General features: G+C 47.5%; 2 protein-coding genes and 1 pseudogene. All 3 read left to right on the forward strand.

Going from position 1 to position 1,527, the window contains the following annotated elements:
- On the forward strand, window positions 1–447 hold a 447-nt coding region (gene traM, locus G457_RS0114910; protein WP_026947177.1), incomplete at its 5' end, for a conjugative transposon protein TraM.
- The gene (locus G457_RS0114915) at window positions 447–1,274 is read left to right on the forward strand and encodes a DUF4138 domain-containing protein (RefSeq protein WP_026947178.1); all 828 of its coding nucleotides are present in this window, start codon (window positions 447–449) and stop codon (window positions 1,272–1,274) included. The genes traM and G457_RS0114915, both read left to right, overlap by 1 nt.
- 12 nt (window positions 1,275–1,286) lie before the next feature.
- A pseudogene (locus tag G457_RS0114920) lies at window positions 1,287–1,527 on the forward strand (hypothetical protein); the annotation flags it as partial.

A 1,527-nucleotide genomic window follows, 5' to 3' on the forward strand; every position in this document is an offset into this window, starting at 1 on the left:
GAAAGTCAGGAAATACTTCCCGGGGAAGCGGTGGAATTGATACTGGATCAGGATCTTGTTTTGGGTTCGGTTCAAATTCCCGCAGGAACTGCTCTACATGCCAATACCAGCTTGGCGGGTGCCAGGCTACAGCTTCAGGTTTCAGGCATTGTTTGGAAGGAACAATTGATTCCGGTGGAGCTGAAGGCATATGGCTTGGATGGTCTGCCCGGAATGGAAATAGCTGATCAAAAGGTTGCATCCCAATGGCTGGATCAGTCCGCTCAGGGGGTACAGGGCATGCGCTTCAATACGATGGGTATGGATTGGCAAAGTCAATTGGCCACGACCGGGATGGAAGCCTCCCGTTCCCTGATTCGGGCAAAAAGCCGGATTAGGAAATTGCAGATCAAAGCAGGTCACCCGCTTCTTTTAATTGATTTTTCCACTGCAAATCCAAAAAACTGATGAGATCATATCAAATATTCCTCCAGTCTTCCCTCTTGTTTCTTGCTTGTTTGTGGGGCTCAAATTCATGGGCTCAAAACCCGGAGCTTCAGGTCAGCTGGGATAAGACCACCGTCCTGATTTTTGATGCTCCTATTCAGTCAATCGATCGGGGAAGCCAATGGCTTTTGGGGCAACAGGATGCTCAGGCGCTTAACCTGCTCAAATTGAAAGCAGGGAGTAAGCAAATGCCCAATACCAATCTCCATGTACTTACAGCTGATGGAAGAATTCACGAGTTTGAGGTTCGCTATGCAGAGGAGCCTTCCAACACCACTTGGGATCTTAGGAAGAAAAAAACTAAGGAGCAGGAGTTGGAATCTCCTTTGGGGATGAACTCCAGGGAATTCGAGGAGCTGGCTGGGGATTTGGCATTTCTGGATACCAAGGCCATCAAAAAGCAATTCCGATATGAGCTGCTCTTTTGGCTGAAGGGAATTTACTATCAGGATGGCCTGCTCTTTTTTGATCTGATGGTGCATAATACTTCCCATATACCCTTCGAGCCTATGGGGCCTGATTTACGCATAGTGGATACCCGCTCAGGGAAGCGTTCCTCCAAAAGGGAAGTGGCTATGGAACCGGTATTTTCGCGGGTCCAATCCTTGGATCAGGAGGACAATCAGGAATTGAAATCACTGGTCTTGGCCTATCCGGTTTTCACTGTGGCCAATCAGAAACGCCTGGAATTTCGTCTACGGGAACAGCTGGGAGACCGGGAACTCCAACTCAGTCTGAAAGGGAAGCATCTCCTTCAGGCCCAATCATTACCAATCAAAACAAACTAAACCAATACTACTATGGACATGGAGAATTATGAATTCCTCACCGAGAAACTGAAGTACAGCGGATTTGAGGATCAATTAAACGGAAAATTGAAAGAGGCTATTCAGTCCGGCAAGGAAGACTTTACCTTGGCTCATCAAACGGCAATCGAGGGGAAGCAGCTGGACGTGGATCTCTATTTCAAGAAATCACAGATATCGGATCGGTATTTCTTCAACAAGTTTGAAGCAAAGCTCCAAAACCCGGAAACAGGGC

The organism is Algoriphagus marincola DSM 16067, assembly GCF_000429405.1.
Lineage (GTDB): Bacteria > Bacteroidota > Bacteroidia > Cytophagales > Cyclobacteriaceae > Algoriphagus > Algoriphagus marincola.